Source organism: Pseudomonas sp. KCJK8993, assembly GCF_046230915.1.
Classification (GTDB): domain Bacteria; phylum Pseudomonadota; class Gammaproteobacteria; order Pseudomonadales; family Pseudomonadaceae; genus Aquipseudomonas; species Aquipseudomonas piscis.
This window is the reverse complement of sequence record NZ_JBJJLO010000094.1, coordinates 20,297-27,305: the sequence shown is the minus strand read 5'-3', so window position 1 is coordinate 27,305 and position 7,009 is coordinate 20,297. Positions and strand designations below refer to the sequence as shown.

9 protein-coding genes and 1 other RNA gene are annotated in these 7,009 nt (G+C 64.9%); 6 read left to right on the top strand and 4 right to left on the bottom strand.

The genetic code is table 11. The features are described 5' to 3' along the window. Nucleotides 1-233: 233 nt before the first annotated feature. A complete protein-coding gene (locus tag ACK6AU_RS24075; protein WP_164485043.1) occupies nt 234-380 on the top strand; it encodes a hypothetical protein in 147 nt (48 codons plus the stop codon). Between the two features lie 24 nt (nt 381-404). Here ACK6AU_RS24075 and ACK6AU_RS24070 read toward each other — a convergent pair whose 3' ends face one another. The 4 genes from ACK6AU_RS24070 to ACK6AU_RS24055 form a co-directional block, all read right to left on the bottom strand. Continuing rightward, on the bottom strand, nt 405-1,010 hold the full coding sequence (locus ACK6AU_RS24070) for a 5-formyltetrahydrofolate cyclo-ligase (protein ID WP_409301829.1): 606 nt from the start codon (nt 1,008-1,010) through the stop codon (nt 405-407). 87 nt (nt 1,011-1,097) lie between these two features. Then, a non-coding RNA gene (gene ssrS, locus ACK6AU_RS24065) (6S RNA) lies at nt 1,098-1,276 on the bottom strand. A 23-nt stretch (nt 1,277-1,299) separates the two neighbouring features. Further along, nucleotides 1,300-1,623 carry a cell division protein ZapA gene (locus ACK6AU_RS24060; RefSeq protein WP_185696952.1) on the bottom strand — a complete coding sequence of 108 codons (324 nt, stop codon included), beginning with the start codon at nt 1,621-1,623 and terminating at the stop codon, nt 1,300-1,302. Continuing rightward, entirely contained in the window at nt 1,620-1,829 is a 210-nt protein-coding gene (locus ACK6AU_RS24055; protein ID WP_011064144.1) for a TIGR02449 family protein, read from the bottom strand. The genes ACK6AU_RS24060 and ACK6AU_RS24055 overlap by 4 nt, the downstream gene beginning before the upstream one ends. Before the next feature lie 215 nt (nt 1,830-2,044). Here ACK6AU_RS24055 and ACK6AU_RS24050 point away from each other — a divergent pair, with 215 nt between their 5' ends. Genes ACK6AU_RS24050 through ACK6AU_RS24030 form a run of 5 tightly spaced genes read left to right on the top strand, consistent with a single transcriptional unit; the run spans nt 2,045 to nt 6,852 of the window. Continuing rightward, complete coding sequence (locus ACK6AU_RS24050) at nt 2,045-2,602, top strand: YecA family protein (RefSeq protein ID WP_022641750.1); 558 nt, start codon at nt 2,045-2,047, stop codon at nt 2,600-2,602. A 23-nt stretch (nt 2,603-2,625) separates the two neighbouring features. Then, nucleotides 2,626-3,960 carry a Xaa-Pro aminopeptidase gene (pepP, locus tag ACK6AU_RS24045; protein ID WP_185696953.1) on the top strand — a complete coding sequence of 445 codons (1,335 nt, stop codon included), beginning with the start codon at nt 2,626-2,628 and terminating at the stop codon, nt 3,958-3,960. After that, nucleotides 3,957-5,144 (top strand): 2-octaprenyl-6-methoxyphenyl hydroxylase, encoded by a 1,188-nt coding sequence (ubiH, locus tag ACK6AU_RS24040; protein WP_409301826.1) that lies wholly within the window; start codon nt 3,957-3,959, stop codon nt 5,142-5,144. Before pepP ends, ubiH begins: the two co-directional genes overlap by 4 nt. Then, on the top strand, nt 5,137-5,622 hold the full coding sequence (locus ACK6AU_RS24035) for a DUF4442 domain-containing protein (RefSeq protein ID WP_409301824.1): 486 nt from the start codon (nt 5,137-5,139) through the stop codon (nt 5,620-5,622). The genes ubiH and ACK6AU_RS24035 overlap by 8 nt, the downstream gene beginning before the upstream one ends. A gap of 9 nt (nt 5,623-5,631) precedes the next feature. Further along, nucleotides 5,632-6,852: a 2-octaprenyl-3-methyl-6-methoxy-1,4-benzoquinol hydroxylase gene (locus ACK6AU_RS24030; protein WP_409301831.1), complete on the top strand. Its 1,221-nt coding sequence runs from the start codon at nt 5,632-5,634 to the stop codon at nt 6,850-6,852. Nucleotides 6,853-7,009: the final 157 nt, after the last annotated feature.

The following is a 7,009-nucleotide window of genomic DNA, read 5'->3' as shown; positions in this document are numbered from 1 at the left end:
GCTCGTCCGGCTCGGATTTCATCAGCCAATAGGCCATGCGCTTGCCCTCCGACAAGGTGGATGAACGGGTGATCTGGCAATTTTATGACAAACCGACGGTCGGTTGACGCCAGCATTTGCGTGTCGGTTCACGTTATCGCAAAATGCCGGGATTTTAAGCTTGACGCTGCCGCATGGCTTGTTATGGATGCCGTGCCGCCAGCGTGTGTGATTTGCCTGAGGGGGGGCAATCGATGAAACGCCAACCGGATTTGCTATGGATTTTGGTTATTTTGTTCGGTTTGGGCGTTGTGACCACCGGTTATGCACAGAGCCTATGGGCCAGCAAGACCGATGCTCCGGTCGAGATCGCACAACAGCAGCAACCCCTCAAGCGCTGAGTCAGCGTCGATAGAATGCGGCGCCTAGCGGGCGCCGTACCATCCCCGATCGGTCACCGTGCCCTGCAGCGGCACATCCCAGCTGGCCTGATCCAGTTTTCCGACTTTCTGGCATTCATGGGCCAGCCCCAGCAGCTTCGGCTTGCGCCATGTTTTCCGGCGCGCCAGATAGGCCAGGCTGCGGTCGTAGAATCCACCGCCCATGCCCAGGCGTCCTCCCTCTTCATCGAACCCCACCAGCGGCAACAGCACCAGGTCCAGGGCCCAGACCTTGCGCTGGCGGGCGACATTGATCCTGGGTTCGAGAATGCGAAAGCGATTGGGCCGCAGTTGCTCGCCCGGACGAATGCGCTGGAAGACCATCTTGGTCCGGGGCCAGGCGCTGAGGACCGGCAGGTAGGTGGCCTTGCCCCGGCGCTGGGCGGCGCGCAACAGCAGGCGCGGGTCGATTTCACCGTCGGTGGGCAGGTACAGCGATAGATGCCGCGCACGACGAAATACCGGATCCTGCGCCAACTGCCGATACAACCCACGGGCGGCCTGGCGCTGCTGGGCGGGTGTCAGGGAGCGACGGGCTTTACGCAGCATGCGGCGAAGTTGCGGGCGGGAGGGCAGCGCAGGTTCGGTCATGGAGGAGGCTTTGCAAGTCGGGATGGCAGGACAGCCTACCCGGAAAAACCAATGCCAGCATGGATAACTGGCATTGATCGATGATTCAGGCTCCCCAGGCGAACCGCTGTCGACTTAGCCCTTGAACCCGAGAGTTCAAGGCGGGAGATGCAGCAGGCTTTAAGGCTTTCCGTCTAGCGGACATGCACACCAGCCCAACGTGCAACTTCCAGGGTAGTGCAAATCGGCTCAGGGACATCGCCAACTGGCAAGCACCCCAGGGAGTGGCGGGAGTATAACGCAACCGCTGTCAGGAATCAGCCTTGCTTGCGTCCGATTCTGTCGCCAGGACCAGGTCGACCCGCTCCAGCAGGTCGCGTACCTGTTCGCGGGTAGTCGCGCTGGCCTGCACGTCCGGGCGCTCCTGGCGATGCAGCAGGTCGTGGGTGATGTTGAGGGCGGCCATGACTGCGATCCGGTCGGCGCCGATGACCTTGCCGCTGCTGCGGATCTCGCGCATCTTGCCGTCCAGGTAACGGGCGGCGCTCACCAGATTGCTGCGTTCTTCCTGGGGGCAGATGATCGAATATTCTTTGTCGAGGATCTGCACGGTAACGCTATTGCTTGAACTCATGAGTCTTGCTCCAGGGCCTTGAGGCGCGAAATCATCGATTCGACCTTACGCCGGGCGATTTCGTTTTTTTCAATGAGGTGCGCGCGTTCCTCGCGCCAGGTCTTTTCCTGAGCTAGTAAGAGTGCGTTTTGACTCTTTAGTTGCTCGACCCGGGTAATCAGCAGTTCGAGTCTGGCCATCAGTGCGTGCAGGTCGGTGTCTTCCATTGTGTCCCACTGAATTTGATCTGATGAGTGGCAACTGGCGGGACAGCCCCGGCGCATCCGGTGCTGTCCGCTCGGCAAACTGTCCGTCACCCAAGGCCCCGCGGACCGTTGTGACGGGGCGCAGGGCACAACGCGACGCTGGCAATGAATGATGACACGCCCTACGATACAAGGCCTTCATTCTAGACATTGCGCCGCTTGGCGCCTAGCTGCCCATGCCCATTCAGAACTCCCCTTACGATGCCTTCGCCACCCTGCTCAGCAGCAGCGGTCATTCTGTTTCTCCCGCCGAGCTGCATGGCCTGTTGCTGGGGCGCAGTTGCGCCGGCGCCGGCTTTGAAGTCGACGGCTGGCTGGTGGACGCTGCCGAGCTGCTCGAAGGCGAACCTCAGGAAAACGTACGCAACGCCTTGATCGGCCTGCAGGAAATGGTCAAGGGCGAGCTCACCAGCGACGACATGACCGTGGTCCTGCTGCTGCCCAGCGACGATGCTCCGCTGGCCCAGCGTGCCACCGCCCTTGGCCAGTGGTGCCAGGGTTTCCTCTCCGGTTTCGGCCTCAACTTCCGCGACAGCAGTGCCCTGAGCACCGAAGGTACGGAAGTGTTGCAGGACCTTGCAGCCATCGCCCAGGTCCAGGACGCGCTGGAAGAATCCGACGACGGTGAGAACGACTACATGGAAGTGATGGAGTACCTGCGGGTCGCGCCGCTGCTGCTGTTCACCGAAACCAACAAGGCCGGCGCACCGGCTGCCAAGCCTTCTCTGCATTGACCTGACAGGGACCGGGCCTGCCCATGATCCATATCCCGAAAGCTGAATACAGCCGGCGCCGCAAGGCGCTCATGGCGCAGATGGAGCCCAACAGCATCGCGATCCTGCCGGCGGCGGCCGTGGCCATTCGCAATCGCGACGTGGAGCACGTCTACCGCCAGGACAGCGACTTCCAGTACCTCAGCGGCTTTCCCGAGCCCCAGGCGGTGATCGTGCTGATGCCCGGTCGCGAGCATGGCGAGTACGTGCTGTTCTGCCGCGAGCGCAATGCCGAGCGCGAGCTCTGGGATGGCCTGCGGGCGGGCCAGGAGGGGGCGATCCGCGACTATGGCGCGGACGATGCCTTTCCCATCACCGACATCGACGACATCCTCCCGGGGCTGATCGAGGGGCGTGACCGGGTCTATTCGGCCATGGGCAGCAACCCCGAGTTCGACCGGCACCTGATGGAGTGGATCAACGTGATCCGTTCCAAGGCCCACCTGGGCGCCCAGCCACCGAACGAATTCGTTGCCCTGGATCATCTGCTGCACGATATGCGCCTGTATAAATCGGCGGCGGAAGTGAAGGTGATGCGCGAGGCCGCGCGGATTTCCGCCCAGGCGCATATCCGGGCGATGCAGGCCAGTCGTCCAGGGTTGCATGAGTACAGCCTGGAGGCCGAGCTGGACTACGAGTTCCGCAAGGGCGGGGCGAAGATGCCGGCCTACGGGTCCATCGTCGCGGCCGGGCGCAACGGTTGCATCCTGCACTACCAGCAGAATGATGCCGTGCTCAAGGACGGTGACCTGGTGCTGATCGACGCCGGCTGCGAAATCGACTGCTATGCCAGCGACATCACCCGCACCTGGCCGGTCAATGGTCGGTTCTCGCCGGAGCAGAAGGCGATCTACGAGCTGGTGCTGGCCGCCCAGGAGGCCGCCTTCGCCGAGATCGCCCCGGACAAGCACTGGAACCAGGCTCACGAAGCGACGGTCCGGGTGATCACCGCCGGCCTGGTGACGCTGGGCCTGCTGGAAGGCAATGTTGACGAGTTGATCGCCAGCGAAGCCTACAAGGCGTTCTACATGCACCGTGCCGGGCACTGGCTGGGCATGGATGTACACGATGTCGGCGAGTACAAGGTCGGCGGCGAGTGGCGGGTGCTGGAGGTCGGCATGGCGCTGACCGTGGAGCCGGGCATCTACATCTCCCCGGACAACCAGCAAGTGGCGAAGAAGTGGCGCGGCATTGGCGTGCGCATCGAGGACGACGTGGTAGTGACCAAGCAGGGCTGTGAAATTCTGACAGGCGGCGTGCCCAAGAGCGTGGCCGAGATCGAGGCGCTGATGGCCGCCGCCCGGGGCCAGGCGTCATGAGTCGGGTCAATCTCGCCATCATCGGTGGCGGCCTGGTCGGCGCCAGCCTGGCCCTGGCCCTGCAAGCCGGGGCCAAGGCCCGGGGCTGGAAGATCGTGCTGATCGAACCCTTCGCTCCTGGCGACAGTTTCCAGCCCAGCTATGACGCGCGCTCCTCGGCGCTGTCCTTCGGCGCGCGACAGATCTACCAGCGCCTGGACCTGTGGCAGGCAATCTCCCGGCGCGCCGAGCCGATCAAGCAGATCCATGTGTCCGACCGTGGTCGTTTCTCCACGGCGCGGCTGTCGGCCATGGAAGAGGGCGTCCCGGCCCTGGGTTACGTGGTGGAGAACGCCTGGCTCGGCCAGTGCCTGTGGCAAGGGCTGGACCAGGACGTGATCAGCTGGCGCTGTCCGGCCGAGGTCACCCGCCTGGAGCCCCTGGAAGGCGGCTACCGCCTGACCCTGAATGACGAGACCACCCTTGAGTGCGACCTCGCGGTGCTGGCCGATGGCGGGCGCTCCAGCCTGCGTGAGCAACTGGGCATCGGGGTTCGCAAGCGCCCTTACAACCAGAGTGCGCTGATCGCCAACATCACCCCCAGCGAAGCCCATGGCGGCATGGCCTTCGAGCGTTTCACCGACGACGGGCCCATGGCCTTGTTGCCGCTGCCGGAAAACCGCTGTGCGCTGGTCTGGACCCGCCAGGGCATGGACGCCCAGCGCCTGGCCGCGCTGGACGAACGCAGCTTTCTCAGCGAATTGCAGGGAGTGTTCGGTTATCGCCTGGGCACTCTCAAGCAAGTGGGCGCCCGGCACCTGTATCCGCTCTCCCTGGTGGAGGCCGAGGAACAAGTGCGCCCGCACCTGGTGGTGCTGGGCAACGCCGCCCACAGCCTGCACCCGATCGCCGGCCAGGGATTCAACCTGTCCCTGCGCGATGCCCAGGCCCTCGCCGATGCCCTGCTCGGCAGCGAACGCGCGCCGGGCGACTTCTCGGTGCTGCAGGCCTATCGCGAGCGCCAGCGCCTCGACCAGGACCTGACCGTAGGCTTCTCCGACCAGGTCACGCGGCTGTTCGGCAGCAAGCTGCCGCTGCTGTCGCTAGGGCGCAACCTCGGCTTGCTCGGCCTGGACCTGCTGCCGCCGGCCAAGCGCTGGTTCGCCCGCCAGGCCATGGGCCTGGGTGTTCGCCCGGATGCGTGACGGGTTGGCCCGGCGTGTCGGCAAGGCACGCCTGTTGCGTTGGGTGTTGAATCTGTACCCGCCCTACTTCGGCGCAGGAGTACGGATTCGCCATATCGCCGCAGACTTTCGCGAGGTCCGGGTGTCCATGGGCCTGGGCTGGTACAACCGCAACTATGTCGGCACCCAGTTCGGCGGCAGCCTGTATTCGATGGTGGACCCGTTCTTCATGTTGATGCTGATGGAAAACCTGGGACGCGACTACATCGTCTGGGACAAGGCCGCGGCCATCGACTTCATCGCACCGGGCAAGGGCCCGGTGTTCGCCCGGTTCAGCATCGACCAGGCCCTGATCGACCAGATCCGCCAGCATACCGCTGGCGGAGAAAAGTACCTGCCGCAGTTGCAGGTCGAGATTCACGATGGCTCCGGCACCCTGGTGGCGCGGGTCGACAAAACCCTTTATGTGCGGCTCAAGCCGCAAGCGAGACAGGCCTAAAGCATGGAAATGCGCGCAGATGTGCTGATTGTCGGAGCCGGCATGGTCGGCAGTGCCCTGGCCCTGGCGTTGCAGGGCAGCGGCCTGGAAGTGCTGCTGCTCGACGGTGGATCCCTGAGTGTCAAGCCTTTCGACCAGCAGGCGCCGTTCGAGCCCCGGGTCAGTGCCCTGTCGGCGGCCAGCCAGCGGATCCTGCAGCGCCTCGGCGCCTGGGACGGCATTGCCCGGCGCCGTAGCAGTCCCTACCGCGACATGCAGGTCTGGGATGGCAGCGGCACCGGCCAGATCCACTTCTCGGCGGCCAGCGTGCATGCCGAGGTATTGGGGCATATCGTCGAGAACCGAGTGGTCCAGGATGCCTTGCTCGAACGCCTGCATGAGTGCGATATCGGTTTGCTGTCCGATGCCCGGCTGGAGCAGATGCGCCGTTCCGGCGACGACTGGCTGCTGACCCTGGCCGACGGCCGGAGCCTGCGGGCGCCGCTGGTGGTCGCCGCCGACGGCGCCAACTCGGCGGTGCGCCGCCTCACCGGTTGCGCTACTCGCGAATGGGATTACCTGCACCACGCCATCGTCACCAGCGTGCGCAGCAGCCAGCCCCACCAACTGACGGCCTGGCAGCGCTTCACCGACACCGGCCCGCTGGCCTTTTTGCCCCTGGTGCGGGATGGGCAGCACGACTGGTGCTCCATCGTCTGGTCCACCACGCCCACCGAGGCCGAACGCCTGATGGCCCTGGACGACGCACGCTTCTGCGCCGAGCTGGAGCGGGCCTTCGAAGGGCGCCTGGGCCAGGTGCTTGGCGCCGATCCACGGCTCTGCGTGCCGCTGCGCCAGCGCCATGCCAAGCGCTACGTGGCCGAGGGCCTGGCGCTGATCGGCGATGCGGCCCATACCATCCATCCGCTGGCGGGGCAGGGGGTCAACCTCGGGTTCCTCGATGCCGCGGTGCTGGCCCAGGTGTTGCTGGAGGCCGCCGGACGTGGCGAGCGCCTGGCCGAGGTCAAGGTGCTGAGCCGTTTCGAGCGCAAGCGCATGCCCCACAACCTGGCGCTGATGGCCGCCATGGAGGGCTTCGAGCGGCTGTTCCAGGCCGATCCGCTGCCGCTGCGCTGGCTGCGCAACACCGGCCTGAAGGTGGTCGACCAGATGCCCGAGGCCAAGGCCCTGTTCGTGCGCCAGGCACTGGGCCTGAGTGGCGACCTGCCGGATCTGGCCCGGGCCGAGTGATCCGGGTCCAGGGAGGTGCCTGCCGATGACGAGCAGGCGCCGCCGCACAGGGCAAGGCTGCCCGCGCAACATCTGGTTACTCCTCGGCTCCGGGTTCGGTTGAGCCAGCAAATGGGAGTCCTTATCATTTCGCCTCACTTTGCATACGAGAGACTGC

Excerpts from the sequence above, each read along its gene's own strand:
- ACK6AU_RS24075 (WP_164485043.1), top strand. The coding sequence starts at position 234 with ATGAAACGCCAACCGGATTTGCTATGGATTTTGGTTATTTTGTTCGGT.
- ACK6AU_RS24070 (WP_409301829.1), bottom strand. The coding sequence starts at position 1,010 with ATGACCGAACCTGCGCTGCCCTCCCGCCCGCAACTTCGCCGCATGCTG.
- ACK6AU_RS24060 (WP_185696952.1), bottom strand. The coding sequence starts at position 1,623 with ATGAGTTCAAGCAATAGCGTTACCGTGCAGATCCTCGACAAAGAATAT.
- ACK6AU_RS24055 (WP_011064144.1), bottom strand. The coding sequence starts at position 1,829 with ATGGAAGACACCGACCTGCACGCACTGATGGCCAGACTCGAACTGCTG.
- ACK6AU_RS24050 (WP_022641750.1), top strand. The coding sequence starts at position 2,045 with ATGCCCATTCAGAACTCCCCTTACGATGCCTTCGCCACCCTGCTCAGC.
- pepP (WP_185696953.1), top strand. The coding sequence starts at position 2,626 with ATGATCCATATCCCGAAAGCTGAATACAGCCGGCGCCGCAAGGCGCTC.
- ubiH (WP_409301826.1), top strand. The coding sequence starts at position 3,957 with ATGAGTCGGGTCAATCTCGCCATCATCGGTGGCGGCCTGGTCGGCGCC.
- ACK6AU_RS24035 (WP_409301824.1), top strand. The coding sequence starts at position 5,137 with ATGCGTGACGGGTTGGCCCGGCGTGTCGGCAAGGCACGCCTGTTGCGT.
- ACK6AU_RS24030 (WP_409301831.1), top strand. The coding sequence starts at position 5,632 with ATGCGCGCAGATGTGCTGATTGTCGGAGCCGGCATGGTCGGCAGTGCC.